Genomic DNA, 26,509 nt, shown 5'->3' with positions numbered 1-26,509 from the left:
GGCTGTCAGCGGGAACGTGTCAGCCAGCGTTAAGAAGCGAGGACGTGCCCTAGGGCCACGATAGATCAGGCATTTTTGAGTAAAGTTCGTCATGTTGCGTCGATTCAGCCAACTTTTATCCCTTTCCTTCCGCGCAGCATGCGTCTCGGCGATCTTGGCCGTGTCGGCCCATGCCAATGTGGTGGTGGTGCTCAATTCCGGTGACGCATCGGTGTCGCTGCTGGACGAAACCGGCGAGAAGGAGTTGTCGACCTTCTCTGTGGGCAAGGAACCGCACCACCTGATGGCCACCCCGGACAACAAGTCGCTGATCGTGGCCAGCGCCACCGGCAACCAGCTCTTGTTCCTCGATCCCAGGACCGGTGCCGTGCAGCGCAAGCTGCGCGACATCATCGATCCCTACCAGATCGGCTTCAGCCCCGACCAGAAGTGGTTCGTCGCCACCGGCCTGCGCCTGGACCGTGTCGATGTCTACAGCTATGACGGCCACGACCTGAAGCTGTCCAGGCGCATCCCGCTGGCCCGGACCCCCAGCCACATCGCCTTTGACAATGCCAGCACTACCGCCTTCGTGACCCAGCAGGGCAGCGACCAGATCAGCGCCATCGACCTGGCCACCCAGCAGGTCAAGTGGACCATGCCGGTAGGCAAGCTGCCGGCCGGCATCATCATGACCCCCGACAACAAGTACCTGATGGTGGGCATCATGGGCAGCGACTATGTCGAGGTGATCGACTGGCGCACCCAGAAGATGGTCAAGAAGATCAAGACTGGCGTCGGCGCCCACAACTTCCGTGGCCAGGGTGACAAGCGCTACGTCTATGTTTCCAACCGCGTGGCCAATACCATCAGCGTGGTCGACATGACGACGCTGGAAAACGTCGGCACCATCAAGGTCCCCGGGGGGCCGGACTGCATGGAAGTGACCGCCGATGGCAAGACCATGTGGACCACCCTGCGCTGGAGCAAGAAGGTCGCCGTGATCGACCTGGCCAGCCGCTCGGTGACCAAGGTGATTCCGGTGGGCCGCTCGCCGCATGGCATCTACCTCTACAACCGCGCCCCGGACCTGTAATGCCTTGCTCAGCCAGGAGGACCGACCGATGACACTGCGTCCTGTCAATCCCTCCCTGCGCGGCCTGTTCCTCTTCGCCATCCTGGCGGCAGGGCAGGCCGTTGCGCAACCGGCAAGCCCGCAAGCACCCGCCTGCAAGGGCAGGATCTATCTCACCTTCGATACCGGCAGCCAGTCCCAGGCCGAGCTGATCGAGCAGACCCTGCTGCGCCACCATATCAAGGCCACCTTCTTCCTCGCCAACGAGAAGACCATCCACGGCGACTATTCCCTCGACCCTGCCTGGGCGCCCTTGTGGAAGCGGTTGGTGGCCGAGGGAAACGCCTTCGGTACACATACCTTCGACCATGTCTACGTGCTGCGCGACCTGCCCGAAGGTCGCATCGAGGTGCGGCCGCAATTCGGTGCCCAGGCCGGCAAGAAGCTACAGTGGACGCCGGCCCAGTATTGCGAGGAAATGAAGCGCGTCGACCAGCGTTTCCAGCAACTGACCGGCCACAAGCTCGATCCGCTCTGGCGGGCGCCCGGGGGACGGCTGACGCCCAACCTGCTCAAGGCCGGACAGGCCTGCGGCTATGCCCACGTGGCCTGGGCCCCGGCCGGTTTTTCGGGCGATGAACTGCCCAGCGACAGGTTTCCCAACGAGATGCTGTTGAAGAAAGCGCTCGCCGGACTCAAGGATGGTGATATCTTCCTGGCCCATATGGGCATCTGGTCGCGCCAGGATCCGTGGGCGCCAGCCGTGCTGGAGCCGCTCATCAGCGGGCTGGAGCAGAAGGGGTTCTGCTTTGCCACCCTGCGCGATCATCCGTCCTACCGACACCTGTTTGCCGCCGCCAAGGAACACTGAGCCCGCACGTCAGTCCAAGCCGGCGCCGGCCCAGGGGAGGGGAGCTGCTGCCGGCACCGTCTTACCGAATCCATGCTATCCATGATCCAGACCATTTCCGACCTCTTTGCCACCGTCCAGGGCTGGCTCTTCGAGACCCTGGTACAACCGCTGGTGTTCTTCACCGGCATGGGCGAATTCGTCGAGGAAGCCTTCACCGGCACCGAATTCGTCCTGGTGGGCCTCTGTGAACTGGTGATCCTGTTCCTGATTCTGCGCCCGCTGGAGTCCATGATCCCGGTCCATCCCATCACCGACCCGCGCGCGCGCTGGAACGATTTCATCTACACCGTGCTGCAGCGCCTGGGCATCATTCCCATCCTCGCCTTCCTGCTGCTGGATCCGACGCTGTCCTATCTTCAGGACGCCCTGCACCTGGAAGGCTGGGGCACTTTCAATCTCGACCAGATCTGGCCTGGCGTAACCGATCGCGCCCTGGTCAGCTTCCTGCTCTACATGGTGGTGCTGGACCTGTTTGAATACCTCTACCACCGGGCCCAGCACAATGTGCGCTGGATGTGGGCGCTGCATAGCCTGCACCACAGCCAGCAGAACATGAACCTGTGGAGCGACGACCGCAACCATATGCTGGACAACCTGGTGCACGACATCATCTTCGGTCTCATCGCCCTGGTGATTGGTGTGGAACCCTCGCAGTACATCCTGCTCATCTCGCTCTCGCGCATGCTGCAAAGCCTGCAGCATGCCAACGTGCGCATCCACTTCGGCCGCCTGGGCGAATACCTGCTGGTGTCGCCGCGCTTCCATCGCACCCATCACGCCATCGGTGTGGGGCATGAAAGCCGGGGCCGCAACTCCTTGGGCGGACACAACTTCGGGGTGCTGCTATCGATCTGGGACCTGCTCTTCCGTACCGCCCATTTCAGCCAGAGCTTCGCCATGACCGGCGTGCGCGACCAGCTGCCGCCACCGGCCGGCAAGGGCCGCGACTACGGACGCGGCTTCTGGGCACAGCAGTGGCTGGGCTTGAAACGCCTGGTCGAACTGACCCGCAGGAAGCCCCGCTGATGCGTCTTTTCATCGCCTCCTTCGGGCGCGCCCTGCTGGCGCAGCTGCATATCCGCATGCTCTGGCTGACGGCGCTCCCCTTCGTGGTGTCGCTGGGTCTGTGGGCGGTGTGCCTGTGGCTGGGGCTGCAACCCATCATCGACTGGCTGCAGGGCTACTTCGTCTCGCATGGCATGTTCGGCGAGATCGGCGGCATGCTGGCCTGGTTCGGCATGGGGGCGCTCAAGACGGTGCTGGTGCCATTGCTGGCCATGTGGACGCTGCTGCCCCTGATGATCCTTACCGCCCTGGTATTCGTGGGCCTGTTCACCATCCCGGCCATCGCCCGCCATATCGGTACCCGCCACTATCCCATGCTGGACAAGCGCCATGGCGGCAGCGTAGCCGGCAGTCTCTGGACTTCGCTGTGGTGCTTCGCCGTCTTCACGGTGCTGTGGCTGGCCACGATCTGGGTATTCCTGATCCCGCCGCTGGCCTTCGTGATCCATTCCCTGCTGTGGGGCTGGCTGACCTATCGGGTGATGGCCTATGACACCCTGGCCGACTACGCCAGCACCGAAGAACGGCGTGCCGTGCTGCACCTGCATCGCTGGCCGCTGCTGGCCGTGGGCACCATCGCCGGTGCGCTCGGCGCGGCGCCCACGCTGCTGTGGCTGGGCGGGGTGCTGTCGGTGATTCTGCTGCCCGCGCTGGCGGCGGTGGCGATCTGGCTGTATGTGGTGGTGTTCGTCTTCACCGGCTTGTGGTTCCAGTTCTACTGCCTGGAAGCGCTGCTGCGCTACCGCAGCGGCCAGGCGCCCGATGCTCCAGCGCAGGTGGACGTCATCGATGTGACGCCACGTTGACGCCACCTTGACCCTGGTTTGATGGCGTCTGCCTGAGACGAAGGCGGGGCAGGGCGATCCGTCCGCGGCCTGAATCGGGCATAATCGGCGCAGTGTTTCATCAACCTTTCGGGCAGACAGACTCATGGCATTCGGACTCATCATCATCGGCGACGAGATCCTCTCGGGCCGCCGTATTGACAAGCATTTTCCCAAGGTCCTGGAGTTGCTCGGCCAGCGCGGACTGCAACTGTCCTGGGCCGAGTACCTCGGCGACGACCCCGAGCGCATCACCGCCACCTTGAAGCGCACCCTGGCCAGTGGCGACGTGGTGTTCTGCACCGGCGGCATCGGTGCCACGCCCGACGACCATACCCGCCAGTGTGCCGCGGCGGCGCTGGGCGTACCGGTGGTCCTGCACCCCGAGGCCAGGGAGAAGATCCAGGAGCGCATCGCCGACATGGGCCGCGAAGCCGGCACCACGCCCGACTTCAATGCCCCCGACAACCTGCATCGTCTCAAGATGGGTGAATTCCCGCAGGGCGCCTCCATCATTCCCAACCCCTACAACAAGATCCCCGGTTTCTGGCTCAACAACACCAGCGGCACCGGCGCGCACTATTTTGCACCGGGCTTCCCGGTGATGGCCTGGCCGATGTTCGAATGGGTACTGGAAACCTATTACGCCGACCAGTTCCACCGCCAGGCCTGGGCCGAGCGCTCCATGCTGGTGTTCGAGGCGATGGAGTCGACCCTGACGCCACTGATGGAAGCCATCGAGGCGCAATTCCCGCTGGTGAAGGTGTTCAGCCTGCCGCACGTGGGCGACAACCAGACCCGCCGCCACATCGACCTGGGCGTCAAGGGGGACCCGTCCCAGGTGGAGCCGGCTTTCGAGACGATGCAGGAAGGCTTGCGCGCGCTGCGTGCCGAATTCCAGATCAGCAACTGAGGCGACGGCAAGCGCGGGTGAAGACGCAGGTCAAAAAAATGCCCCGGCCAGACCGGGGCATTGCTTTCTGCGGGCGAACCCGAAGATTACTTCTTGGCAGCGCGGGTCACCTTGGCACCGGCCTGGGACATCTGTTCCACGGCATTGGTGACGTTGGCTTCCATCACTTCGGCAGCCTGCTTGGCGTTCTTGGTGAACTGTTCGTAGCCGGCGCTCATGTTGCCGATGGCCGACTTGAACATGGAGATGGCCTGCTCGGAACCAGCCGGGGCGTTCTTGGCCACTTCGTCGATCATCGCCACGACCTTGCGGTTGACTTCGGCGATCTGGGCTTCGGCAGCCTTGGTCAGTTCAGCCTGGGTGCTGGAGAAGATACCGCTGAGGTGACGGCCATAGGCGACCGACTTTTCCAGCGTCGGCTGGGCGTGCGAGCTGGTCAGAGTGAAAAATTCCTGCGGATCCTTGGCCGAAAACAGCTTCTGGGCTGCGGCCTGGCTTTCTTCGAGCGAGGACTTGGCCGCCTTCAGGTTCAGGTCCACCAGTTTTTCCATGCCTTCAAAGGTCTTGCTTGCCAGCTGGCTGAACAAAGCGATTTGCGCTTCAGCGTTGGCTTTGGCAGCAGCGGAAAATTGCTCGGTGTAGGTCGTCATGTTGAAACATCCTTCTCGTTGATGGGTTGATGACAAGGCAGCGACAGTGATTGCTTACGGACCGATCAGTGTTGAAAGGTGGATCTCCGATGTAATTTCTTGTTTGAATATGATGCGATGCACAAACGGATTCTAGTTCAATCGTGCATAAAGTCAAACGTTTCATCGCGCGGGAATCACGAAAAGCGCTTCAAAATTGATCCAAGTCTAATCAAGGACTTAGCGCATTTTTGAGGATTTTCTGAAAAGAGATGCCATTCCGGACTACCTTTTGCGTTGCAGCATCAAAAGCGGTTATCGTTCCGCGTCGCGCAATCGTTTGCGCTGCGCAGCAAGCGTTCTTGTTGCGGTGCGGCAAGCATGAAAACAAGATGGGAAAAAATTGTGAAGGCTTACTACAGTGATCACTTCGTTTTGCCCTTGCCACCGGGGCACCGCTTCCCGATGGTGAAGTATCGGATGATCCGTGAGGGCGCGGCGGCAGCCGTACCGGATCTGGATTTTCACGAAGCCCAGCCTGCCAGTGATGGCGAACTGGCGTTGGCGCACCATCCTGACTATATCGCCCGTGCCAGTGCTGGCCAACTCACATCTGCCGAGCAGCGCGAGATTGGCTTCCCCTGGTCGCCGCAGATGGTGGAACGCTCGCGCCGGTCTTCCGGCGCCACCATCGCCGCCTGCCGCGCCGCCTTCAGCGAGGGCCTGGCCGTCAACCTGGCTGGCGGCACCCATCATGCCTATGCCGATCATGGCGCCGGTTTCTGCGTCTTCAACGACGCTGCCATCGCGGCCCGACTGATGCAGGCTGAACGTCGTGCCGCGCGCGTAGCCATTGTCGATCTGGACGTGCACCAGGGTAATGGCACCGCCTCGATACTCGCGCGCGATGAATCCGTATTCACCTTGTCGCTGCACGGACAGAACAATTATCCATTCGAGAAAGAGCAGAGCGATCTCGACGTGGCCCTGCCCGACGGCGTGGGCGACGCCGATTACCTGCAAGCCCTGCGCCTGGCCCTGCATACGCTGCAACAGCGCTTCGCGCCGCAGTTGCTGATCTACCTGGCCGGCGCGGACCCGCACGAGGGGGATCGTCTGGGCAAGATGAAACTGAGCCTGGCGGGCCTGGCGGCGCGGGACGAAACTGTCTTCGGCTACGCCCACGAGCACAAAATCCCGGTTGCGGTTACGATGGCGGGCGGTTACGGAAGAGATATCGAACAGACCGTGGCTGTCCATATACAAACGATAAGACTCGCCAGCCTCCATGCCGCCCGCTGGAGCGAACGATGAGATGACCCGGGCGCACCGGCGTGCGCCCGCTGATGGAAAAGAAATGATGCAATCCGCCGCCGGTGCCCGCCGGCCTCGCCAGCTCCTGATGAGCCTGGTGCCCTTGTTGTTCGTGCTGATCTGGAGTACCGGCTTCATCGTGGCCAAGTTCGGCCTGCCGTATGCGCCACCGCTGACCTTCCTGCTGCTGCGCTTTACCGGTGTGCTGGTCGTGCTGTTGCCGCTGGTACTGCTGTTTCGCGCCCCCTGGCCGCATGGTCGTATCCGCCATGTCGCCGTGGCCGGCGTGCTGCTGCAGGCCGGTTACCTGGCCGGTGTCTGGTGTGCCATCAAGATCGGCATGCCGGCCGGCCTGTCGGCTCTGATCGTCGGCCTGCAACCCATCCTGACCGCGTTCGCCGCCCCCTTGCTGGGTGAATCGGTGCGCGGTCGGCAGTGGGTCGGCCTGGCCCTCGGGCTGTGCGGGGTGGGGCTGGTGGTGGCCAACAAGATTTCCCTGATCGGCCTGTCCACCGCCAGCATTGCGCTGTGCGTGTTCGCCTTGCTGTGCATCACCGCCGGTACGCTGTACCAGAAACGGTATTGCTCGCACTTCGATCTGCGCACCGGCACCGTGATCCAGTTCATGGCCTCCATCGTGGTGGTGCTGCCCTTTGCCGTGGCCATCGAAGGGTTGGACTGGCACCTCGGCAACGTCCACTGGACCCCGCAATTCATCGGCGCACTGCTGTGGTCGATCCTGGCGCTGTCCATTGGCGCCATCTTCCTGCTGTTCGCGTTGATCCGCCGCAGTGCCGCCACCAGCGTCACCAGCCTGCTGTACCTGACGCCGCCGACCACGGCCATCATGGCCTGGCTGATGTTTGGCGAAGCCTTCAGCCTCATCGGCGCGCTGGGCATGCTGGTGGGCGTGATCGGCGTGGCCTTCGTGGTCCGCAAGTAGGCAGCTCGGGCCTGCTTCAGTCGGCGCTGGCCGGCATCAGCGTCACCAGCTTCAGCTCCGGTCGGTTGGCGACGCGGAAATTGACCTGGTGATAGCGCAGCTCCCCCAGTTGCGGATGTTGGAAGTGGCGCTCGCCGCCTTCGCGCTCGACCACATCCTGCAGATGCCAGGCCCGCTGGAAGAGCGGGCTGGTCGCCGACAACTCCGTCACCAGCGCCAGCAGTTCCGGATCATCCAGCAGGCTGGCGCTGTCGGCCCGAAATTCCGCCACCAGGCGTCGCGCCCGCTCTTCCCATTGCACCGTCAAGCTACGTGCGGCCGGGCTGGAGAACATGAAGCGCAGCAGATTGGGCGGCTTTTCCCGGCCATCCAGCCAGCCCGTGAAGAGCTTGCGGGCGGCCGGATTCCAGGCCACCGCATTGCAGTAGCGATCCAGCAGATAGGCGGGGGTGCGGAACTGGCTGACCACCTCCAGGATTTCCGGCGCTACCACCGTGGCCGCCTGCTGCTCCGGCAAGGCCGGATCTTTCTTGCCCGCCAGTTCAAACAGATAGGCACGCTTGGCGCGTGGCAGGTGCAGTGCATCGGCGATGCGCGCCAGTGCCTGGGGCGAGACCGAATCGGTGCGTCCCTGCTCGATCCAGGTGTACCAGGTCACGCTGATGCCGCACAGTTGTGCCACTTCCTCGCGCCGCAGACCCGGTGTGCGGCGGCGGCCGTGGGCCAGGTGCGGCAGGCCGGCCTGGGCCGGAGCGGTCTGTTCGCGCTGGGATTTGAGAAAGTCGCCGAGGGCGCGGCGGGCGAGATCGGGTTCCATGAGGCGGGTAGGGTGGTGGTCGGGGTAATAGTATAAATGCTTCACTTGTAACAGGATAAGAAATCGCTAGACTGGCGATTCCTCCACAGCACAGCTGTGTTTTCCTTCATATCGCCCCGGAGCCCCGCCATGCGCAGCCATCAGCAAGTCGTCACCGAACAGTTCGGCACTACCGCCGCCGCCTATCTCACCAGCAGCGTCCACGCCCAGGGCGCGGACCTGCAGGAACTGGCTCAGATCGCCGCTTCCCTGCCGGGCGCACGGGTGCTGGATTTGGGTTGCGGTGGCGGCCACGCCAGTTTTGCCGTGGCGCCGGTGGTGGAGAAGGTGATTGCCTATGACCTGTCCGAAGAGATGCTGGCCGTCGTCGCCACCGCGGCCGCCGAGCGCGGCCTGGACAATCTGGCGGTACGCCAGGGCAGCGCCGACCGCCTGGATTTTCCCGATGCCAGTTTCGACCTGGTTTGCACCCGCTTCTCGGCCCACCATTGGCGTCAGTTGCCGCAGGCCCTGGATGAAGTGCTGCGCGTGCTCAAGCCGGGCGGACGCTTCATCGTCATCGATACCGCCGCCCCGGCCGATGTCCTGGCCGATACCTATGTGCAGGCCATCGAGCTGCTGCGCGATACCTCCCACGTCCGCAATATCAGCCTCCACTCCTGGCGCAAGCTGCTGGTGGCCGCCGGTTTTGCCGTCACCAGCGACAAGACCTGGAAGCTGCGCCTGGAATTCGACTCCTGGGTGGCCCGCATGCGCACTCCGCAAGACCATATCACCGCCATCCGCGCGCTCTGGCAGGCCGCTCCGGCTGAAGTGAAGGACTATTTCGCGCTGGACCAGGCCTGTTCCTTCTCCATCGACGTGGTCATGCTGGATGTGCGCAAGCCCTGATCAACCGACCTCTGCCGACGCTCCGCCCGGCCCCTGGCCGATGCAGGCGGGGCGTCAACGTCAGGTGACATTCCCCCGTTATCCGTTCACTCCAGAACATCGTAAAGCGAATATCTGGGACAGCTATTGCCGTCTGTTATCGCGATTGTGACAAGCAGCTGACAGCTACACTGGCGGCCAATTCGTTTCGTTGGCCTGGGAATTGCTTGATAAAAATCGAAAAATATCGAGCACCAACCCGGCAAAATTGCAGGAAAATCCCGAAAAAGTGTGGGGCACCGTATCGGTCGCGGAGATAGAAACGCGTTTAAAAAAACGCGCTAACGTCTTAATTCTCTTGCGAAAAATCTGCATTTTGCTACACTGTCAACGTTTCTCTTGTGTACTTTCAGGGTAAATTGGGGGGAGTTCCACCTATGATCAAATCAGCGCTGGCCATTTTCACATCACTACTGTTCATCCACGCTGGTTTGGCACCTGCCGCCGCCCAGACGGTCAACAATGCCGCCCGGAAAGCGCCGGCCAAGAAAGTCGTCGCCAAGCGCCCGGCCCAGGCCGTCAGCAAGACGGTGGCCAAGGGCTCCCTGAACAGCCGCGAAAAACTGGTTCGCAAGGTCAGTGTGGTCAAGGGCAAGCGTCATATCAGCTACCAGCGTGTCTCGGCCGCGCCTTCGGTGCCGGTGGTGCCGCCGGTGATGACGGCGGGCGACCTGGCCGGGCTGAACCTCACCCCTGATCCCTTGGCCCTGCGCTCCAATGTCGCTCTGGTGATCGACGAGGCGAGTTCGCAAGTCCTGTTCGAGAAGAATTCTTCAGTCGCCCTGCCTATCGCCTCGGTCACCAAGCTGATGACGGCACTGGTGGTGGTGGAAGCGCGCCAGAACATGGAAGAAGTGCTCACCGTCACCGATGACGATGTCGACCGTGAGAAGCACAGCAGCTCGCGCCTGCGCGTGGGGGCTACCCTCAGCCGCGACGACATGCTGCACATTGCCCTGATGAGTTCCGAAAACCGTGCCGCCTCGGCCCTGGGACGCAACTATCCGGGCGGCCTGCCGGCCTTCGTGGCGGCGATGAACGCCAAGGCCCGTTCGCTGGGCATGATGGATACCCATTACGTCGATTCGACCGGCCTGTCCAGCCAGAACGTGGCCAGCGCCCGCGACCTGGCCAAGCTGGTGGTGGCGGCGTATCACTATCCGATCATCCGCCAGTACTCCACCGATCCCAGGTACATGGTCGAGCCCAGCGGTCACGCCATGCAGTACAACAGCTCCAACCGCCTGACCTCCAACAAGGAGTGGGACATCGGCCTGCAAAAGACCGGTTTCATCAACGAAGCCGGTCACTGCCTGGTGATGTACACCCGTATCGAGGGACGCCCCATCGTGATGGTATTCCTGGACTCCAAGGGTCGTCTGTCTCACGTGGGCGATGCCACGCGCATGCGCAAGTGGCTGGTGGAAGACCAGCCCAACCTGACCCGCGTAAAAATGGTACGGGCCGACGAGGGTTAATTTCTGCTTCCGTTTTCCCAATAAAAAAGCGAACCCGCGGGTTCGCTTTTTTTATACTCTTTCATTCTCTTCATTCTCTTCATTCTCTTCATTCTCTTCCATTAGCTGCAGCATGAAGCTTCAGTCGCGCTCCTGGCGATACCCCAGCGCCGACGAAATCTGGCTGGCCGTGCTCACCAGGTCATCCACCCATTCATCCTGCAGGCGGTCGGCCGGTGCCGAGATCGACAGGCCCGCCACCAGCTTGCCGCTGTCGTCGCAGATGCCGGCGGCCATGCAGCGCACGCCCAGCTCCAGTTCCTCGTTGTCGCGTGCGTAGCCGAGCGCGCGCACCATCGACAGTTCGCGCTCCAGCTTGCTCAGATCGGTGATGGAATTCTTGTTGTGCCCGGCCAGCCCGGTACGGGTGGCATAGGCGCGCACGTTCTTGGGATCATCCACCGATAGAAACAGCTTGCCGGTCGAGGTCAGGTGCAGCGGCGCCCGGCCACCGATGGCGCGCACCACCTGCATGCCGGAACGCTCAGAAAAGGAGCGATCGATATATACGATTTCGTCCGCCTGGCGCACCGACAGGTTGATCGTCTGGTGCGTCTTGCGATGCAGGGCGCGCATGAAGTCCAGCGCCGCCTCGCGCACCGACAGCCGGCTCTTGACGATATTGCCCAGCTCCAGCAGACGCATGCCCAGCCGATAGGTACCCGGCTCGACGCGATCAACGAAACGCTTGACCACCAGATCGTTGAGGATGCGGTGCGCCGTCGACGGATGCAGATCGGTCGCCGCCGACAATTCCTTCAGACTGACCGGGTCGGGATACTCCGCCAGCGCGTCGAGCAGCGAGACCATGCGCTCGATGACCTGGATGGAAATGTGTTCTGTCTCGCCTGCAGCTTCTTTTTTCATGGCGCGGCCTGGTGCGTTGCAATATGACGGTTATACCACAATGTGAAAAGAACAAAAAGTCCGAGCGTGCTTTTCTTGAATGACGGGAGCTTCACCCGGAACATCGATCCCCCCGCAAAGTGGCGCCGGACGGGGAGGGTGGGACGGTGGTATTTCCGCACGCTCGTCCCGGCACGCAAGGCTTGGGCGAGATGGATCGGTGGTCTTGTTGCTGCGCCCTGATCTTTCATATCTGTTTTGTGCATATCGAGAGAAGAAAGTATTCGTTCTTTTTGGTCAGCCGGCTCATTAACCTGTGTTCTCCAAAACAACAGAACATGCGGGAACGGATATGCTCAAGAAGATCATCAAATCGGTCGCCGCCGCCCTGGTGCTGGCACAAGCCGCACACGTGGCACAGGCGGCGGATATTTCGCTGCTCAATGTCTCCTACGACCCGACGCGCGAACTCTATGCCGACTACAACAAGGCTTTCGCCAAGTACTGGAAGCAAAAGACCGGTGACAACGTCACCATCAAGGCTTCCCACGGGGGCTCGGGCAAGCAGGGCCGTTCGGTGATCGACGGCATCGATGCCGACGTGGTGACGCTGGCGCTGGCCTACGACATCGACGAAATCTCGGAAAAGGCCAAGCTGCTGCCGGCCGACTGGCAAAAGCGCCTGCCGCACAACAGCTCGCCCTATACCTCCACCATCGTGTTCCTGGTGCGCAAGGGTAACCCCAAGGGCATCAAGGACTGGGACGACCTGATCAAGCCAGGTGTGTCCGTCATCACCCCCAACCCCAAGACCTCGGGCGGCGCCCGCTGGAATTATCTGGCGGCCTGGGCCTATGCCAAGCGCAAGGGCGGTAGCGACGACGCTGCCCGCGACTACATCGCCAAGCTCTTCAAGAATGTGCCGGTGCTGGATTCGGGCGCTCGCGGCGCCACCATCACCTTTGTCGAACGCGGCATCGGCGACGTGCTGCTGGCCTGGGAAAACGAAGCCCTGATCTCCCTGAAGCAATGGGGGCCCGACAAGTTCGATATCGTCGCGCCCTCCCTTTCCATCCTGACCGAGCCGCCGGTGGCGGTGGTAGACAAGGTGGCCGACCGGCGCGGTACCCGCAAGGTAGCCGAAGAATACCTGAAGTACCTGTACTCGGACGCGGGCCAGGAGATCATCGCCAGGAACTACTACCGTCCCATCGATCCCAAGATCGCTGCCAAGTACGCTGCGCAATTCCCGAAGCTGAATCTGGTGACCATCGACAAGGAGTTCGGCGGCTGGCAGAAGGCGCAGAAGACGCACTTCGCCGATGGCGGCACCTTCGACCAGCTCTACGCGCCCAACAAGAAGTGACCTGAACCTGCAAGAGGGACCGGCCTGGCCGGTTCCATCTACCCCTCAGCACAAGCACACGACATGAGCATCCTGTTACTGGCCGGCAGCCCCTCGGCCCCCTCCCGTTCCACCCGTCTGCTGCACCACGTCGGCGACAAGCTGGCCCGGCGCGGCCACCGCTACGCCCGCCTGGACGTGCGCGATCTGCCGGGGCAGGCCATCCTGCGCGCCGACTGGAACGATGCCGATATCCAGGCTGCGCTGGCCACTGTCGAAGAAGCTTCCGCCGTCGTGGTGGCCACCCCGGTCTACAAGGCGGCCTACAGCGGCATCCTGAAAGCCTTCCTGGATTTGCTGCCGCAGTTCGGGCTGACCAACAAGCTGGTATTGCCCCTGGCCACCGGCGGCAGCCAGTCGCACATGCTGGCGCTGGATTATGCGCTGCGCCCGGTGCTGTCGTCGCTGAACCCCCGGCACGTGCTGCCCAGCATCTACGCTACCGAGGCGCAACTGAGCTGGAGTGAAGAAAAAGGTCTGGTGCTGGACGCTCCCATCGAAGCCCGCGTCAATGAGGGCGTGGAGCAGTTGTCGGCCAGCCTGTCGGCCCTGGACGCCAGCCCGCTCAAGGTCAGTGATGCCGTCCTCAAATGATCAGCAGTTTTAAATTATTTAAATAATGTAAATAATTTAAATAATTAAAATAATTTTTATCACACCGGTTGAATTGTCGAAGCACAGGAGTCTTCCATGAACGTTTTCTGGTTTATCCCCACCCACGGCGACAGCCGCTATCTTGGTACTGCCGAAGGGGCGCGCCCGGTCACCCATGACTACATGAAACAGGTCGCCGTGGCCGCCGACACGCTGGGCTACGACGGCGTGCTGCTGCCCACCGGCCGCTCCTGCGAAGACGCCTGGGTGGCCGCGGCCAGCCTGATCGATGCCACCCGGCGCCTGAAATTCCTGGTGGCGGTGCGCCCCGGCCTGACTGCACCTGCGCTGTCGGCGCGCATGGCCGCCACCTTCGACCGCCTCTCCAATGGCCGCCTGTTGATCAACGTGGTCACCGGCGGCGATCCGGTGGAGCAGGAGAGTGATGGTGTCTTCGGTAGCCACGCCGAGCGTTATGCAATCTCCGATGAATTTCTCAAGATCTGGCGTGAGGTCCTGAGCAAGACCCATACCGGCGAAGAGACCCATTTCACGGGCAAGCACCTCAGCGTCAAGGGCGCCAAGGCGCTCTATCCGCCGGTGCAGCAACCCTATCCGCCGCTGTACTTTGGTGGCTCCTCGGAAGAGGCCATCGACCTGGCTGCCGAGCAGGTTGATGTCTACCTGACCTGGGGCGAACCGCCCGCCGCGGTGGCCGAGAAGATCGCCCGCCTGCGCGAACGCGCCGCCCGGGCAGGGCGCACGCTGCGTTTCGGCATCCGCCTGCACGTCATCGTGCGCGACACCAATGAAGCCGCCTGGCGCGCCGCCGATGAACTCATCAGCCGTCTCGATGACGAGACCATCGCCAAGGCCCAGGCCAACTTTGCCCGCATGGATTCGGAAGGGCAGCGGCGCATGACCGCTCTGCACGGCGGCAGACGCGACAAGCTGGAAGTGAGCCCCAACCTGTGGGCTGGCGTCGGCCTGGTACGCGGCGGTGCCGGCACGGCACTGGTGGGAGACGGCCCGACGGTGGCTGCACGCATGAAGGAATATGCGGATCTCGGTATCGATACCTTCATCCTGTCCGGTTATCCGCACCTGGAAGAATCCTACCGTTTCGCCGAACTGGTGTTCCCGCTGTTGCCGCGTGCCCGGCGCGGGACCCCGACCGGCTACAACCTGACCGGTCCCTTCGGCGAGATCGTCGGCAATACCGAACTGCCCAAGGCCGCGCCGGTGCGCGTGTCGGCCAGCTGAGGTCAGCATGACGAGTGCCTCCGATACCGTACTGCCGGGCGCTGCCAGCGCCGCGCAGCCATCGGCCAAGACCAAGGCCGTCGCCAAGAAATCGCGCCCGCAGCGCGATGCCTGGATTGGCTGGATCCTGCCGCTGCTCTTGCTGGTGGGGTGGGAAATCGCCGCCCAGGCCGGCTGGCTCTCCAGCCGCATCCTGCCCGAACCGTTCGCGGTGCTCAAGGCTGCCTGGCAGCTCTCGGCCACCGGTGAACTGTGGCACCACCTGGCCGTCTCCAGCGCGCGTGCAGCCTCCGGCTTTGCCGTCGGTGCCGGGCTGGGGCTGATCCTGGGACTGCTCTCGGGCAGCCTGCGTTGGGCGCAATTGCTGCTCGATACCACCTTGCAGATGGTGCGCAACATCCCGGCGCTGGCCTTGATTCCGCTGGTGATCCTGTGGTTCGGCATCGATGAAACGGCCAAGCTGTTCCTGGTCGCCGTGGGCGTGTTCTTCCCGGTCTATCTCAATACATTCCACGGCATCCGCGCGGTGGACCGGGGGTTGATCGAGATGGCGCGCAGCTATGGTCTGTCGGGCTGGCCGCTGTACCGCGACGTGATCCTGCCGGGCGCCTTGCCCTCCATTCTGGTGGGCCTGCGCTTTGCGCTGGGGCTGGTGTGGGTGCTGCTGATCGTGGCCGAGACCATTTCGGCGCAGGCCGGCATCGGCTACATGACCATGAATGCCCGCGAATTCCTGCAGACCGATGTGGTGCTGGTGGGCATCCTGTTGTACGCCCTGCTGGGCAAGCTGGCCGATACCGCGGCGCGGGTGCTGGAGCGCTACTGGCTGCGCTGGCATCCCGGCTACCAATGACATCCCCCATGAACGCATCAGGAACCCATCATGCGCAATGACCTCCAGGAACACCAGCAGTTGAGCCGCACCGCCGCCCGGGGCGTGGGCCTGAGACTGCGCGCCGTGTCCAAGGTATTCAGCGGCCGCAGCGTGCTGCACGACATCGATCTGGATATCGAACCCGGCGAATTCGTCGCCATCGTCGGTCGCAGCGGCTGCGGCAAGAGCACCTTGCTGCGCCTGGTGTCCCGGCTCGATGGCGCCAGCGGCGGCGAAGTCCGCTATGAACACGCCGGCAGCGGCCCGGCCGAGGTTCGCATCATGTTCCAGGAGGCGCGCCTGCTGCCGTGGAAGCGGGTCCAGGCCAACGTGGCGCTGGGCCTGCCGGCGCAGGCGGCGCCACAAGCGCTCAAGGCGCTGCGCCAGGTCGGCCTGGAGCAACGCGCCGGTGAATGGCCGGCGGTGCTTTCCGGTGGCCAGCGTCAGCGTGTGGCGCTGGCGCGCGCGCTGGTGCACGACCCGCAATTGCTGCTGCTGGATGAACCGCTGGGCGCCCTTGATGCACTTACCCGCATCGAGATGCAGACCCTGATCGAATCGCTCTGGCGCGAACGTGGTTTCACCGCCTTGCTGGTGACCCACGACGTACAGGAAGCCATCGCCCTGGCCGACCGCGTGCTGCTGATCGAGGACGGACGCGTGGCGCTGGACCAGCGCATCGACCTGGCGCGCCCGCGTTCACGCGGTCAGGCCCAGTTTGCCGCGCTGGAAGAAGCCATCCTGGCGCGGGTGCTGCGGCACCCCGGTAGCGAGGCGGTGACAGAGCCATCTGAAGCTTTCTTCACGCCACGTGGCGTACAGCAGGTGCAGTGGGCGGTGTGAGTTTGAGCGCATGAAGGTTTGACCCGATTTTCGGTTTTGTAGTCGTATCCCATTTCAACCCCTGCGGCGCGGCAGGTACCGACGCCGTTTCATCAAGGAGCAAAGCATGACCATTCAAGCAATCAACGTCCGTAACCAGTTCAAGGGCAAGGTCAAGGCCATCATCGAAGGCTCGGTGGTATCCGAAGTGGATGTGGAAACCCCGGCCGGCATCGTGACCTCGGTCATCACCACCCGCTCCGTGAAGGACCTGGGCCTGACCATCGGCAGCGAAGTGGTGGCGCTGGTCAAGGCCACCGAGGTGTCGATCGCCAAGTTGTGATCGCATGAGCTCCCCGCCGGTGCGCATCGTCAGCGGCGCGGGATCTTTGCCCGCAGCCCCATGGCCTCAGGCATACTGCATGAATCATCACTCGCTGTGGAGCCTGCATGAGTCTGACCTCTCCTTCTTCCTCCATCACGCCGGCGCGGCTGGCGGATTTTCGTGTGCTGGTGGCACCGGGCCTCTCCGACAGCGGCCCGGAACACTGGCAGTCGCGCTGGCAGCGGCTGTATCCCGCCTTCGAACGGGTGCAGCAGGAGGATTGGGAAACCCCCGACCTGCCGCGCTGGTCGGCCCGCCTGGGCGAAGTGCTGGCGCGCGATGGCCGACCTACGGTGATCGTGGCGCACAGCTTCGGCTGCCTGACCACCGTGCATCGCACGGCGGCCCTGCAGGCGGCCTCCGAGGGCTCTGCGCATCCCATCGTGGCGGCCTTGCTGGTGGCGCCCGCTGACCCGGTCAAATTCAGCCTGAGCGCAGCGGTGCGGCACAAGCTGCCGTATCCCGCCTTGGTGGTGAGCAGCGAGAACGACCCGTGGATGAGCGCCGAGCGCGCCCGCCACTGGGCCGAGGCCTGGGGCGCGCAGTTCCGCTCGGTGGGCGCACGCGGCCACATCAATTCCGAATCCGGACTGGGCGACTGGACCGAAGGGCAACAGTGGCTGCTGGAGTTGCTCGAACGCATCAATTGAGCGTTTGCTGTCGCCGTTCTCAAGCGCATCAGGCCCGTTGAAGACCGCGGTTTATGCGCTTTTCTTCTAAAGACATGCAAAAAGCTTCGTTCTCTTTATAACCAGCGGGTGCGAATATCGCGCATCCATAGTCGCATTGGTAATAACAAGAGAACGACATGTCTTCTTCCCCTGTATCCCTTGCCGCCCCCGGGGCGGTGCCGGCCAAGGCCGCTGCCGGCACCAGTGGACGTGTGCTGCCCGGTTTCCGGCTGTCGCTGGGCTTCACCATCTTCTACCTGGCGCTGATCGTATTGATCCCGCTGTCGGCCTTGTTCCTGAAGACCTTCACCCTGACCTGGAGCGGCTTCATCGACGCGGTGACCTCGCCGCGCGTGATGGCTTCCTATCGCTTGAGCTTCGGCGCTTCGCTGATCGGCGCCTTCCTCAACGTGATCTTCGGCGGCATCGTGGCCTGGGTGCTGGTGCGTTATCGCTTCCCCGGCAAGCGCATCATCGATGCCCTGGTGGACCTGCCTTTCGCCTTGCCCACTGCGGTGGCCGGCATCGCCCTGACCACGCTGTATTCGCAGAACGGCTGGCTGGGCAAGCTGCTGGTGCCGCTGGGCATCAAGGTCGCTTTCACGCCGCTGGGCGTGCTGGTGGCGCTGACCTTCATCGGTCTGCCCTTCGTGGTGCGCACCGTGCAACCGGTGCTGGAAGAAGCCGAGCGCGAGCTGGAAGAAGCTGCCGCCAGCCTCGGTGCCAGCCGCTGGCAAACCTTTGTCCGGGTGATCTTCCCGACCATTCTGCCGGCGCTCTTGACCGGGTTTGCACTGGCGTTTGCGCGCGCCTCCGGTGAATACGGCTCGGTGGTCTTCATCGCCGGCAACATGCCGATGGTGTCGGAAATCACGCCCCTGTTCATCGTCACCAAGCTGGAACAATACGACTACGCCGGTGCCACGGCCATCGCCATGGTGATGCTGGTGGTGTCCTTCCTGCTGCTGTTGACCATCAATCTGCTGCAAGCCTGGACCCGCAAGCGCGGCCAGTCGGAAAGGAACTGAGATGAGTGCCACCCCCGGTTCCGTCCTCCACCAGGCCCAGGCGATTGCGCGTGGCGAACCGCCCTTGACGCCGGCTGCCACCACCGAACCGTTTTGGGTCCGGGCGCTGCTGATCGGCATCGCGCTGGTGTTCCTGACCCTGTTCTTGTTCGTGCCACTGGTGGCCGTGTTCTACGAAGCCCTGCGCAAGGGATGGGATGTCTATGTTGCGTCCATCACCGAAGCCGATGCCTGGTCTGCCATCAAGCTGACCCTCATCACCGCCGCCATCGCGGTACCGCTGAACCTGGTCTTCGGGGTGGCTGCCGCCTGGGCCATCGCCAAGTTCGAGTTCCGTGGCAAGAACGTGCTGCTGACGCTGATCGATTTGCCGTTCTCGGTCTCGCCGGTGATCTCGGGCCTGATCTACGTGCTGCTGTTCGGCCTGCAAGGTTATCTCGGCCCCTGGCTGCGCGAGCACGACATCAAGATCCTCTTCGCCGTGCCGGGCATCGTGCTGGCCACGCTCTTCGTGACCTTCCCGTTCGTGGCGCGCGAGCTGATCCCGCTGATGCAGTCGCAGGGCAGCGAGGAAGAAGAAGCCGCGCTGGTGCTGGGCGCCTCCGGCTGGCGCACCTTCTGGCACGTCACGCTGCCCAACATCAAGTGGGGCCTGCTGTATGGCGTGATCCTCTGCAATGCCCGCGCCATGGGCGAGTTCGGCGCCGTCTCGGTGGTCTCCGGTCATATTCGCGGCGAGACCAATACCATCCCGCTGCAGGTCGAGATCCTCTACAACGAATTCAACATCACCGGCGCCTTCGCCGTGGCGTCCCTGCTGGCCTTCCTGGCCCTGGCCACGCTGGTGATCAAGAGTGTCATCGAGTGGCGGCTGCACCAGCAGCACAGCGCCAGCGAACAAGTCTAAGGAGTCACCATGAGCATCGCAGTCCATCACATCCAGAAGCGTTTCGGCAGATTCACCGCGCTCAACGACGTCTCGCTCGATTTTCCGACGGGCGAACTGACGGCCCTGCTGGGGCCGTCCGGCTGCGGCAAGACCACGCTCTTGCGCATCATCGCCGGTCTGGAATCGCCCGATTCGGGCCAGGTGCTGCTCGATGGCGAAGACGCCTCGGCGCGCCACGTGCGCGAACGCCAGGTCGGTTTCGTGTTCCAGCACTATGCGCTGTTCAAGCACATGACCGTGTTCGAGAACATCGCCTTCGGCCTGCGCGTCAAGCCGCGTGCGCAACGTCCCTCGGAGGCCATCATCGGCGAGAAGGTCAAGCGTCTGCTGGAACTGGTGCAACTGGACTGGCTGGCCGAGCGCTATCCGCCGCAGCTTTCGGGCGGCCAGCGCCAGCGCATTGCCTTGGCCCGTGCACTGGCGGTGGAGCCGCGCGTGCTGCTGCTGGACGAACCCTTTGGTGCCCTCGATGCCAAGGTGCGCAAGGAACTGCGCCGCTGGCTGCGGCGCCTGCATGATGAACTGCACGTCACCAGCATCTTCGTCACCCACGACCAGGAAGAAGCGCTGGAAGTGGCCGACCAGGTAGTGCTGATGAACAAGGGGCAGGTCGAGCAGATCGGCACGCCCGAGACGGTCTACAACCATCCGGCCTCACCCTTCGTCTACGGCTTTCTGGGCAATGTGAACCTGTTCCATGGTCGCCTGCATGAAGGCGTACTCGATGCCGGTGGTGCGCGCTTCGAGGCCCCCGGCCACGACGATATCCGCGATGCAGCCGGCGTCGGTTTCGTGCGTCCGCATGATCTCGACGTGGAGCGCTATGCGCCCGGTGCCGAAGGCATCGTGGTACAACTGCGGCGCGCGCATGCCATCGGTCCGCTGGCGCAACTGGAACTGGAGCGCGATGACAATGCCGAGCTGATCGAAGCCGTCATCCCCAATGAACGCTTCGCGCAACTGGGCTTGAAGAACGGCGAGACGCTGGTGGTGCGTCCGCGCCGCCTGCAGGTCTTTGCACAGCAGGAAGGAGGGCAGGCACGATGAATTTCCAGCAGCTGCGTTCCATCCGCGAAGCCGCGCGTTGCGGCTTCAACCTGACCGAAGTGGCCAATGTGCTCTTCACCTCGCAACCCGGAGTGAGCCGCCAGATCCGTGAGCTGGAGGAAGAGCTGGGCGTGGAGATCTTCGAGCGCAACGGCAAGCGCCTGACCGGCCTGACCGAACCCGGCAAGGGCATCCTCGGCATCGTCGAGCGGCTCCTGCTGGAAGCCGAGAACCTGCGCCGTGCCAGCAAGGAATACGCCGGTGAGCAGAACGGTACGCTCTCCATTGCCACCACCCACACCCAGGCGCGCTACGTGCTGCCGCGCGTGGTGCAGGCGTTTCGCGATGCCTTCCCGCAGGTGCGCATCGCCCTGCAGCAGAGCGCGCCGGAACACATCGCCGAATGGGTCATCTCGGGCAAGGCCGACATCGGCATCGCCACCGAAGGCCTGTCGCAGTTCAAGGAACTGGTGTCCTTCCCCTGCTATACCTGGAGCCACGTGATCGTGGTGCCGCAAGGCCATCCTTTGCTGGGGCTGGAGCAGGTCACGCTGGACGATCTCGGTACCTGGCCGCTCATCACCTACGACGTCGGCTTTACGGGCCGGGGCCACATCGATGAAGCCTTCCGCCAGGCCGGCATCGAACCGGACATCGTGCTCACGGCCATGGATTCCGACGTGATTCAGCAATACGTCTCGCTGGGCATGGGTGTGGGGCTGGTGGCCTCGATGGCGGTGGATCAGGGCAAGCATCAGGAGATGGTGGCCATCCATGCCTCGCACCTGTTCAAGGCCAATATCGCGCGGCTCGCAGTGCGGCGGGGAGCGTATCTGCGCGGCTATGCCTTCGATTTCATCCAGCAGTTCGCGCCGGAGCTCAAGCGCGCCGACATCGTCAATGCGCTCAATGAGGCCAATGCGCAATCCTGAAGGGACGGCCGGGCAGGGGAGACTGGCCAGATGGTGTGGCATGTCGCGGGGGAGTGGAACTGTACCGGGCCACTTCCCCGAAGTGACAGAACAAAGGCCGGGCAGTGTTTGCGCACTGTCCGGCCTTTGTCATTGCGGGCGGGGTGGTGCCGCTTACACCGTGCGGGTCGGTGTCGTGGTGAAGGTGCTGGTATCCGTACTGCTGGGCTGGGCGGTAGTGGACTGGGCCACTTGGGTGGACTGTCCGGTGGCTTTCAGGATGTCGTTGAAATTGATGGCTGGTTTCTTCTGCGCCTGCTGGCCGCCGGCTGGTGCGTTGCCGTGATAAATGGCGGAAATGGAATTGATCGACATGCGTACACTCCTCAAGTAAGGCTGTCCCCCGGGCAGCGCCCAGACCGGTATTGCCGGGGCAGTATAGGGGGGGACTTGGTGTCTGCTGCGGCGGTTTACCGAAACTTGCGCATCTTTACCTGTCCTGCATGGACGGCGTGCGCTGCTTACTTGCGCAGGCGCGCGGCGCACTGATCGCGCAGGCGGGTATCTTCGGGTGCATCGTCATCGGCCTGTGCCCCGTCCGGATGTGCGCACCGCCGGTAGCGGGCGACGTAGCGTTCAAACTCGGCGCGTGCCTGGGCCTTGGGCAGGCTGGCCAGTTTCAGGATGAAGCTGCGGCTGCCGATCTCGAAGTGCTGGTAATCGATGGGTTGTTTCCACTGGCCGCCCCAGACCAGGAATCCGTGTTCATAAAAGACGCTCACCACCTCCTCGGCCATGCCCGGTTGCAGCGGCATGCGTTGCAGATAGGCTGCGCCCTTCGGCGGCAGGACCTCCTGTTCGGTGCTGCCCGCCTTGCTGACATACGGGTTTTGCAGCGGGTTGATGTCGATGGCCGCGCCATAGGCATGCTTGGACCAGCCACCACCGCCCGTCATGGGCCGGCCATTGAAGGCCGAACTGTTGTTGGCGGCCATGGAGCGCTGGTCGTCGCCTTCATAGGCTTCCAGCGGCTGGGCACCGGCCAGCGGGAAGGAGCGCAGCAGCAGCTCGCCGAACAGCGCTTCCACCTGGGGCGCCAGGGCATCGAGTACCACCACGCTGCCGTGGCGGGTGGCGCCGTCGAAATCGGTGTAGTCGAAGCTGACCGTGGCCAGTTGCGTGCAGCGCACCGGATTGCCCGAGGTGATGACCTTGTTGTTGCGCATCTGGGCGCACTGGGCGGGCGAGACCGGCGTGATGTCGGCATGGGCGGCCAGCGGCAGGCACGTGGCCAGGACGCTGGCGGCAAGGGCCAGCAAGCGGCAGACAGGCAAGCGGGCGAGGGCAGGGAAGCGGGCGGTCGGAGTCGTCATGGAAGGCGATGATACGGGTTTTTCGCTGGGAAAGTGTTGTCATGGATGCCACACTGCCTGTGATGGCTGACATCAAGATGCGCTGTTTTCTGACAGCCTCGGCGGGCCGGAGCGGGAATAATCGGTGTCCAGAAGCTGTCGAATTCCGGCAAGCGGGCGCTCTGTGCCTGGCGGGCCGCCATTTCGGCAAATCCCTTCAACAACCTTAGGAGGCATCACATGCAGATTCGTCACACCCTCTTGGCTGCCGCCGTATTCACCGCTGTTCTGGCGGGTTGCAACAAGCGCGACGAAGCGCCGGCCGCTCCTGCTGCCGCCCCGCCGGCCGCATCGGAACCGGCACCGGCAAGCACCGCCCCGACCACGCCGGCGCCGGCGGATTCCGGTACCGCTGCGGGCTCGACCGCCATGCCGGCTGCTCCGACCCCGACCACGCCTTCGGATTCCGCGGCCACCAGCCCGAGCACGCCGCCGGCCACCACTGGCGACAGCGGTACGCAAAAGTAAGCGCCACATCATAAGAGCCAACAAGAACGGCAAGAGCCGCACCCTCTCCCGCAGTGGGAACAGCACTGCATACGCCGCGACGGGCGACTGTCGCGGCGTTTTCTTGTTTGGCGGGGGGGGGAGGGTGGATTGCGGCTTTTTCAGGGAAATGTGAAGCTTCTTGCTGATGACCTGGCTTGCAGGCCGGATCTGTATCAGTGCGCGAAAAATCTTTCCGAACTTTTTTTTGCGGCCCGTAGTCGTACAGGTGGTTGAACTGTTCCTTCAACCTCCCTCTTGATAGGGAACTTGCCCGCAGTGTATTGGCTGCGGGCTTTTTTTTGTCTTGTGGGAGCCTTACGTGGTCATCCAAGTCCTCAAATTAACCTATGTTGCTACGCAAGTCAGTGATCTCGTAAAGATCTCGATGTAGGTTGAAAAGATGCCGAGTACCGAGATAGCTCGCTGGGCTCAAGATCCTGGTGCTTACCCCTGCAAGGTAATTCTTCCAGAAGCTGGCTGGTCAAGATCTAAGTTCAGTACTGCCATTCAAGTAGCGGTTTTCGCCGCTACTTCCCCCCATCCCCTTTCACCACCGCAATCATGGCCCCGAACGCCGGACCCATATTGGCTTCCAGCGTGGGATACATGCGCGAGATGCTGCCATCCAGGTACAAGGCGTCACTGCATTTGAGTTCATCCCGAAGGAAACTGGCGAAATCGTAAAAGCTGATCGGATTGCGCGCAATGGCCAGCGTGACCATGCCGGCCGCGTCCAGGCAGACCGCATTGCGCACCACCTTGTTGGCCGAATCGGGATCGAAGCGCGGATTGATCTGGCCGTCCACGATCATCAAGGGCCCTGATTGCGTGGCATAGCGCGTCACGGCATTCCACAGACCCAGCTCGGCTTGATAGTCGGAGGTCTCGACGATGTAAGCCTGACGCTCGCTCAACACGAACACCCCATTGGGTTGCAGATAGAAATTGCCATACGCGTTCTTGCGCGTATTGAGGCGGCGCAACTGGTTGCCGCCTTCCACATACAAGCCCAGCGGCTGCAACTGCTTGTCATAGATGCCGGCATTGGTGGCACACACCATCTGCTGACCCTGATCGCGTAAATGCGCGTCGAGCCGGCTGAAATTGCCCAGCGGCGTGCCGTTGGCATCCTTCCAGTACATGCGGATGCTGTCGCTGCGCGGATCGGCGCGGCAGGTGCTGATGAAGACCCGGTGATACTGGTACTGGCGCACCTCGGCCGCCTGCGCCCGCGGGCTGTTGCCTCCCAGGAGCAGTCCCGGTACCAGGCTTGCTGTGGCCAGCAGTCGCAGGAGGGCAGGGTGCAGGTGGCGGGAGGGAAAAAGAGGGAAGCGAAGCATCGAAACCAGGTCTTGTTCTGCGGGAATGCGGAGGGCGAGGCGGTATTGTAAATGGCGCAAGCCGGGCTTGCCACGGGAAATCCGGATCAGGCCGCAAAGCCAGTCCCATCAAGCCTTTCAGGACAATGCACCGAATTGGATCTTGTTGCAGTGCGGTTCTGCACCGAATGTGGGAAAATGAAGAAAAACAGCATGAAATGTGCGCAAAATCGAAGTGGGCAGCGCATAAATGATGGGGTTTGACGAAATTTCAAAAAAAATTTGCCCCAAATGACGGCAGTGTTACACTCTGCCCCCATGTTGCGGCCAGCCTCCCGTAAAACGGGGTCAGGTATCCACAACCCTACGCGCGCCGGCCTGCTGGCCAGGTAACGGCGCCTCTTGAATCCGTTCCATCCTGGAGGAAACGACAATGAAGTTTGCAAGCCGTCTGACCAAGATCGCCCTGGCCGCCGCCACCTTCGCCGGCTGTGCCGCCTCGGCCGGCCTGGCCCACGCCGAAACCGTCAAGATCGCCATCGCCGGTCCCCTGACCGGTGCCGTGGCCCAGTACGGCGACATGGTCAAGGCCGGTGCCCTCACCGCCATCGAACAGATCAACGCCGCCGGCGGCGCCAACGGCAACAAGTTCGAAGCCGTCATGATGGATGACGCCTGCGAACCCAAGCAGGCCGTGGCCGTGGCCAACAAGATCGTCAGCCAGAATATCAAGTACGTGATTGGTCACGTCTGCTCCGGCTCTACCATTCCGGCTTCCGATATCTACGAGAACGAAGGCGTGGTCATGATCACCCCCTCGGCCACTGCACCGCAGCTGACCGAAGCCAAGCCGCACAAGTTCATCTTCCGCACCATCGGCCGCGACGACCAGCAAGGTCCTGCCGCCGCCCGCTACGTGATCGAGAAGCTCAAGCCCAAGAAGGTCGCCGTGCTGCACGACAAGCAGTCCTACGGCCAGGGCGTGGCCTCCTCGGTGAAGGCGGCGCTGGATGCGGCCAAGGTGCCGGTGGTGGTGTTCGAAGGCATCAACGCCGGTGACAGCGACTACTCGGCCATCGTCACCAAGTTGAAGTCGCAGGGGGTGGACTTCGTCTATTTCGGCGGCTACCACCCGGAGATGGGCCTGATCATGCGCCAGGCGCGTGAGCAGGGCGTCAAGGCCGTCTTCATGGGCCCCGAAGGCGTGGGCAACAAGGACATCACCGCCATCGCCGGCCCGGCCTCCGAAGGCATGCTGGTGACCTTGCCGGCCGACTTCGCCGCCGACCCGGCCAATGCCGCCCTGGTCAAGGCCTTCGCTGCCGCCAAGCGTGACGCCAACGGTCCGTTCCAGATGCCGGCCTACTCGGCCGTGAAGATCATCGCCGACGCCATCACCGGCAGCAAGTCCACCGATCCCGAAAAGGTCGCGGCCTACATCCATGCCAACAGCTTCAAGACCCCCATCGGCAACGTCGAATACGACAAGAAGGGTGACCTGAAGGCCTTCAAGTTCGTGGTCTTCACCTGGCACAAGGATGCCACCAAGACCGAAGCCAAGTGATTCTCTTCGAA

Annotated in this window: 28 protein-coding genes; 22 read left to right on the top strand and 6 right to left on the bottom strand. The window is 62.9% G+C overall.

The genetic code is table 11. The features are described 5' to 3' along the window. The first annotated feature begins 91 nt into the window (after nt 1-91). From ACODSZ_RS20580 to ACODSZ_RS20560, 5 genes are all read left to right on the top strand, one after another. A complete protein-coding gene (locus ACODSZ_RS20580; protein WP_034350116.1) occupies nt 92-1,075 on the top strand; it encodes a YVTN family beta-propeller repeat protein in 984 nt (327 codons plus the stop codon). A 28-nt stretch (nt 1,076-1,103) separates the two neighbouring features. Beyond that, entirely contained in the window at nt 1,104-1,925 is an 822-nt protein-coding gene (locus ACODSZ_RS20575) for a polysaccharide deacetylase family protein (protein ID WP_299537846.1), read from the top strand. 81 nt (nt 1,926-2,006) lie between these two features. Continuing rightward, nucleotides 2,007-2,993, top strand: coding sequence for a sterol desaturase family protein (locus ACODSZ_RS20570; RefSeq protein WP_008327431.1), 987 nt, complete (start codon nt 2,007-2,009; stop codon nt 2,991-2,993). Beyond that, entirely contained in the window at nt 2,993-3,838 is an 846-nt protein-coding gene (locus tag ACODSZ_RS20565) for an EI24 domain-containing protein (protein ID WP_008327432.1), read from the top strand. Before ACODSZ_RS20570 ends, ACODSZ_RS20565 begins: the two co-directional genes overlap by 1 nt. Before the next feature lie 124 nt (nt 3,839-3,962). After that, entirely contained in the window at nt 3,963-4,769 is an 807-nt protein-coding gene (locus ACODSZ_RS20560; protein WP_008327433.1) for a competence/damage-inducible protein A, read from the top strand. 86 nt (nt 4,770-4,855) lie between these two features. Here ACODSZ_RS20560 and ACODSZ_RS20555 read toward each other — a convergent pair whose 3' ends face one another. Beyond that, a complete protein-coding gene (locus ACODSZ_RS20555) occupies nt 4,856-5,419 on the bottom strand; it encodes a phasin family protein (RefSeq protein WP_008327434.1) in 564 nt (187 codons plus the stop codon). Nucleotides 5,420-5,779: 360 nt separating this feature from the next. On the opposite strand from ACODSZ_RS20555, the gene ACODSZ_RS20550 reads away from it, so the two are divergent. Further along, complete coding sequence (locus ACODSZ_RS20550) at nt 5,780-6,712, top strand: histone deacetylase family protein (RefSeq protein WP_175343163.1); 933 nt, start codon at nt 5,780-5,782, stop codon at nt 6,710-6,712. 43 nt (nt 6,713-6,755) lie between these two features. Continuing rightward, nucleotides 6,756-7,655, top strand: a complete 900-nt coding sequence (locus ACODSZ_RS20545; protein WP_034350122.1) for a DMT family transporter — start codon at nt 6,756-6,758, stop codon at nt 7,653-7,655. Nucleotides 7,656-7,671: 16 nt separating this feature from the next. On the opposite strand, the gene ACODSZ_RS20540 is transcribed toward ACODSZ_RS20545, so the two are convergent. Beyond that, on the bottom strand, nt 7,672-8,472 hold the full coding sequence (locus ACODSZ_RS20540) for a helix-turn-helix transcriptional regulator (protein ID WP_488928439.1): 801 nt from the start codon (nt 8,470-8,472) through the stop codon (nt 7,672-7,674). A 129-nt stretch (nt 8,473-8,601) separates the two neighbouring features. Here ACODSZ_RS20540 and ACODSZ_RS20535 point away from each other — a divergent pair, with 129 nt between their 5' ends. Beyond that, on the top strand, nt 8,602-9,363 hold the full coding sequence (locus ACODSZ_RS20535; protein ID WP_488928438.1) for a class I SAM-dependent methyltransferase: 762 nt from the start codon (nt 8,602-8,604) through the stop codon (nt 9,361-9,363). Between the two features lie 416 nt (nt 9,364-9,779). Next, the gene (pbpG, locus tag ACODSZ_RS20530; protein ID WP_175343164.1) at nt 9,780-10,880 is read left to right on the top strand and encodes a D-alanyl-D-alanine endopeptidase; all 1,101 of its coding nucleotides are present in this window, start codon (nt 9,780-9,782) and stop codon (nt 10,878-10,880) included. A 120-nt stretch (nt 10,881-11,000) separates the two neighbouring features. Here the strand turns inward: pbpG and ACODSZ_RS20525 are convergent, their stop codons facing one another. Then, nucleotides 11,001-11,786 carry an IclR family transcriptional regulator gene (locus ACODSZ_RS20525; protein ID WP_008327443.1) on the bottom strand — a complete coding sequence of 262 codons (786 nt, stop codon included), beginning with the start codon at nt 11,784-11,786 and terminating at the stop codon, nt 11,001-11,003. Between the two features lie 331 nt (nt 11,787-12,117). Between ACODSZ_RS20525 and ACODSZ_RS20520 the strand changes: the two genes are divergently transcribed. The 11 genes from ACODSZ_RS20520 (at nt 12,118) to ACODSZ_RS20470 (ending at nt 21,735) form a co-directional block, all read left to right on the top strand. Next, nucleotides 12,118-13,131, top strand: coding sequence for a sulfate ABC transporter substrate-binding protein (locus ACODSZ_RS20520; protein WP_175343165.1), 1,014 nt, complete (start codon nt 12,118-12,120; stop codon nt 13,129-13,131). Between the two features lie 63 nt (nt 13,132-13,194). Next, nucleotides 13,195-13,764, top strand: coding sequence for an NADPH-dependent FMN reductase (gene ssuE, locus ACODSZ_RS20515; protein ID WP_175343166.1), 570 nt, complete (start codon nt 13,195-13,197; stop codon nt 13,762-13,764). A 96-nt stretch (nt 13,765-13,860) separates the two neighbouring features. Further along, nucleotides 13,861-15,027 carry an FMNH2-dependent alkanesulfonate monooxygenase gene (gene ssuD, locus ACODSZ_RS20510; RefSeq protein ID WP_488928437.1) on the top strand — a complete coding sequence of 389 codons (1,167 nt, stop codon included), beginning with the start codon at nt 13,861-13,863 and terminating at the stop codon, nt 15,025-15,027. 7 nt (nt 15,028-15,034) lie between these two features. Beyond that, a complete protein-coding gene (gene ssuC / locus ACODSZ_RS20505; RefSeq protein WP_488928436.1) occupies nt 15,035-15,880 on the top strand; it encodes an aliphatic sulfonate ABC transporter permease SsuC in 846 nt (281 codons plus the stop codon). Between the two features lie 30 nt (nt 15,881-15,910). Further along, complete coding sequence (locus ACODSZ_RS20500; protein WP_488928435.1) at nt 15,911-16,744, top strand: ATP-binding cassette domain-containing protein; 834 nt, start codon at nt 15,911-15,913, stop codon at nt 16,742-16,744. 106 nt (nt 16,745-16,850) lie between these two features. Next, nucleotides 16,851-17,066, top strand: coding sequence for a TOBE domain-containing protein (locus tag ACODSZ_RS20495; protein WP_006464491.1), 216 nt, complete (start codon nt 16,851-16,853; stop codon nt 17,064-17,066). 107 nt (nt 17,067-17,173) lie between these two features. Continuing rightward, a complete protein-coding gene (locus ACODSZ_RS20490; protein ID WP_175343170.1) occupies nt 17,174-17,758 on the top strand; it encodes an RBBP9/YdeN family alpha/beta hydrolase in 585 nt (194 codons plus the stop codon). Nucleotides 17,759-17,916: 158 nt separating this feature from the next. Beyond that, nucleotides 17,917-18,807, top strand: a complete 891-nt coding sequence (gene cysT, locus ACODSZ_RS20485) for a sulfate ABC transporter permease subunit CysT (RefSeq protein ID WP_008327465.1) — start codon at nt 17,917-17,919, stop codon at nt 18,805-18,807. A gap of 1 nt (nt 18,808) precedes the next feature. Beyond that, nucleotides 18,809-19,714, top strand: a complete 906-nt coding sequence (cysW, locus tag ACODSZ_RS20480) for a sulfate ABC transporter permease subunit CysW (RefSeq protein WP_008327466.1) — start codon at nt 18,809-18,811, stop codon at nt 19,712-19,714. Between the two features lie 9 nt (nt 19,715-19,723). After that, a complete protein-coding gene (locus ACODSZ_RS20475; protein ID WP_488928434.1) occupies nt 19,724-20,803 on the top strand; it encodes a sulfate/molybdate ABC transporter ATP-binding protein in 1,080 nt (359 codons plus the stop codon). After that, nucleotides 20,800-21,735 carry a CysB family HTH-type transcriptional regulator gene (locus ACODSZ_RS20470; RefSeq protein ID WP_008327469.1) on the top strand — a complete coding sequence of 312 codons (936 nt, stop codon included), beginning with the start codon at nt 20,800-20,802 and terminating at the stop codon, nt 21,733-21,735. The genes ACODSZ_RS20475 and ACODSZ_RS20470 overlap by 4 nt, the downstream gene beginning before the upstream one ends. A gap of 153 nt (nt 21,736-21,888) precedes the next feature. Here ACODSZ_RS20470 and ACODSZ_RS20465 read toward each other — a convergent pair whose 3' ends face one another. Both ACODSZ_RS20465 and ACODSZ_RS20460 read right to left on the bottom strand, forming a co-directional pair. Next, nucleotides 21,889-22,089 (bottom strand): hypothetical protein, encoded by a 201-nt coding sequence (locus tag ACODSZ_RS20465; RefSeq protein WP_008327471.1) that lies wholly within the window; start codon nt 22,087-22,089, stop codon nt 21,889-21,891. Nucleotides 22,090-22,235: 146 nt separating this feature from the next. Further along, the gene (locus tag ACODSZ_RS20460; protein WP_175343174.1) at nt 22,236-23,087 is read right to left on the bottom strand and encodes a M15 family metallopeptidase; all 852 of its coding nucleotides are present in this window, start codon (nt 23,085-23,087) and stop codon (nt 22,236-22,238) included. 219 nt (nt 23,088-23,306) lie between these two features. Between ACODSZ_RS20460 and ACODSZ_RS20455 the strand changes: the two genes are divergently transcribed. Further along, nucleotides 23,307-23,594: a hypothetical protein gene (locus tag ACODSZ_RS20455; protein ID WP_175343175.1), complete on the top strand. Its 288-nt coding sequence runs from the start codon at nt 23,307-23,309 to the stop codon at nt 23,592-23,594. 548 nt (nt 23,595-24,142) lie between these two features. Here the strand turns inward: ACODSZ_RS20455 and ACODSZ_RS20450 are convergent. After that, entirely contained in the window at nt 24,143-24,955 is an 813-nt protein-coding gene (locus ACODSZ_RS20450; protein ID WP_488928433.1) for a phosphodiester glycosidase family protein, read from the bottom strand. 412 nt (nt 24,956-25,367) lie between these two features. Between ACODSZ_RS20450 and ACODSZ_RS20445 the strand changes: the two genes are divergently transcribed. Beyond that, on the top strand, nt 25,368-26,498 hold the full coding sequence (locus ACODSZ_RS20445) for a branched-chain amino acid ABC transporter substrate-binding protein (protein WP_008327475.1): 1,131 nt from the start codon (nt 25,368-25,370) through the stop codon (nt 26,496-26,498). Nucleotides 26,499-26,509 lie beyond the last annotated feature (11 nt).

The sequence above is a fragment of the Herbaspirillum sp. FG34 genome, assembly GCF_057809315.1.
The sequence above is the reverse complement of the archived record's forward strand: the minus strand, read 5'-3'. Positions and strand labels throughout refer to the sequence as shown.

Bases quoted from the DNA above. Each gene is read 5' to 3' on its own strand.
- ACODSZ_RS20470 (WP_008327469.1), top strand. From the start codon at position 20,800: ATGAATTTCCAGCAGCTGCGTTCCATCCGCGAAGCCGCGCGTTGCGGC.
- ACODSZ_RS20550 (WP_175343163.1), top strand. From the start codon at position 5,780: ATGAAAACAAGATGGGAAAAAATTGTGAAGGCTTACTACAGTGATCAC.
- ACODSZ_RS20565 (WP_008327432.1), top strand. From the start codon at position 2,993: ATGCGTCTTTTCATCGCCTCCTTCGGGCGCGCCCTGCTGGCGCAGCTG.
- cysT (WP_008327465.1), top strand. From the start codon at position 17,917: ATGTCTTCTTCCCCTGTATCCCTTGCCGCCCCCGGGGCGGTGCCGGCC.
- ACODSZ_RS20580 (WP_034350116.1), top strand. From the start codon at position 92: ATGTTGCGTCGATTCAGCCAACTTTTATCCCTTTCCTTCCGCGCAGCA.
- ACODSZ_RS20465 (WP_008327471.1), bottom strand. From the start codon at position 22,089: ATGTCGATCAATTCCATTTCCGCCATTTATCACGGCAACGCACCAGCC.
- ACODSZ_RS20535 (WP_488928438.1), top strand. From the start codon at position 8,602: ATGCGCAGCCATCAGCAAGTCGTCACCGAACAGTTCGGCACTACCGCC.
- ACODSZ_RS20525 (WP_008327443.1), bottom strand. From the start codon at position 11,786: ATGAAAAAAGAAGCTGCAGGCGAGACAGAACACATTTCCATCCAGGTC.
- pbpG (WP_175343164.1), top strand. From the start codon at position 9,780: ATGATCAAATCAGCGCTGGCCATTTTCACATCACTACTGTTCATCCAC.
- ACODSZ_RS20500 (WP_488928435.1), top strand. From the start codon at position 15,911: ATGCGCAATGACCTCCAGGAACACCAGCAGTTGAGCCGCACCGCCGCC.
- ACODSZ_RS20445 (WP_008327475.1), top strand. From the start codon at position 25,368: ATGAAGTTTGCAAGCCGTCTGACCAAGATCGCCCTGGCCGCCGCCACC.
- ACODSZ_RS20540 (WP_488928439.1), bottom strand. From the start codon at position 8,472: ATGGAACCCGATCTCGCCCGCCGCGCCCTCGGCGACTTTCTCAAATCC.
- ssuE (WP_175343166.1), top strand. From the start codon at position 13,195: ATGAGCATCCTGTTACTGGCCGGCAGCCCCTCGGCCCCCTCCCGTTCC.
- cysW (WP_008327466.1), top strand. From the start codon at position 18,809: ATGAGTGCCACCCCCGGTTCCGTCCTCCACCAGGCCCAGGCGATTGCG.
- ACODSZ_RS20570 (WP_008327431.1), top strand. From the start codon at position 2,007: ATGATCCAGACCATTTCCGACCTCTTTGCCACCGTCCAGGGCTGGCTC.
- ACODSZ_RS20490 (WP_175343170.1), top strand. From the start codon at position 17,174: ATGAGTCTGACCTCTCCTTCTTCCTCCATCACGCCGGCGCGGCTGGCG.
- ACODSZ_RS20455 (WP_175343175.1), top strand. From the start codon at position 23,307: ATGCAGATTCGTCACACCCTCTTGGCTGCCGCCGTATTCACCGCTGTT.
- ACODSZ_RS20520 (WP_175343165.1), top strand. From the start codon at position 12,118: ATGCTCAAGAAGATCATCAAATCGGTCGCCGCCGCCCTGGTGCTGGCA.
- ssuC (WP_488928436.1), top strand. From the start codon at position 15,035: ATGACGAGTGCCTCCGATACCGTACTGCCGGGCGCTGCCAGCGCCGCG.
- ACODSZ_RS20575 (WP_299537846.1), top strand. From the start codon at position 1,104: ATGACACTGCGTCCTGTCAATCCCTCCCTGCGCGGCCTGTTCCTCTTC.
- ACODSZ_RS20555 (WP_008327434.1), bottom strand. From the start codon at position 5,419: ATGACGACCTACACCGAGCAATTTTCCGCTGCTGCCAAAGCCAACGCT.
- ACODSZ_RS20450 (WP_488928433.1), bottom strand. From the start codon at position 24,955: ATGCTTCGCTTCCCTCTTTTTCCCTCCCGCCACCTGCACCCTGCCCTC.
- ACODSZ_RS20460 (WP_175343174.1), bottom strand. From the start codon at position 23,087: ATGACGACTCCGACCGCCCGCTTCCCTGCCCTCGCCCGCTTGCCTGTC.
- ACODSZ_RS20475 (WP_488928434.1), top strand. From the start codon at position 19,724: ATGAGCATCGCAGTCCATCACATCCAGAAGCGTTTCGGCAGATTCACC.
- ACODSZ_RS20545 (WP_034350122.1), top strand. From the start codon at position 6,756: ATGATGCAATCCGCCGCCGGTGCCCGCCGGCCTCGCCAGCTCCTGATG.
- ACODSZ_RS20560 (WP_008327433.1), top strand. From the start codon at position 3,963: ATGGCATTCGGACTCATCATCATCGGCGACGAGATCCTCTCGGGCCGC.
- ACODSZ_RS20495 (WP_006464491.1), top strand. From the start codon at position 16,851: ATGACCATTCAAGCAATCAACGTCCGTAACCAGTTCAAGGGCAAGGTC.
- ssuD (WP_488928437.1), top strand. From the start codon at position 13,861: ATGAACGTTTTCTGGTTTATCCCCACCCACGGCGACAGCCGCTATCTT.